This window comes from Arthrobacter sp. 210 2 (assembly GCF_059093025.1).
The window spans coordinates 1-247 of record NZ_JBNHIE010000040.1; the positions used below are offsets into that span (position 1 = coordinate 1).

Annotated in this window: 1 protein-coding gene; it reads right to left on the reverse strand. The window is 56.7% G+C overall.

The features are described from left to right. The coding region (locus AC5RWA_RS21625) for a hypothetical protein (protein ID WP_494059016.1) at window positions 1-247 on the reverse strand (247 nt) is incomplete at both ends.

Genomic DNA, 247 nt, shown 5'->3' on the forward strand with positions numbered 1-247 from the left:
TGAGTCGCCGCCGCTGATGCGGAAAGATAGCGGCCAACCCCCCTTGATGAACGGCCTGAAAATGGTTCGCTTTTGAGCGTGCCGGTTTTGGGTGGGGCTGGTTTGTGGGAGCTGGGAATCGCGGAAACGCTGGTTTGCAAAGCTTCCGGAGATCGGGTAAGTTTGGAAAGTTGCTCCGGAGCGAGCCGCGGCCTTGAAAGTGGTTGTGGTGGTGCCGGGTGTGTCTGTTGTTTGAGAACTCAATAGT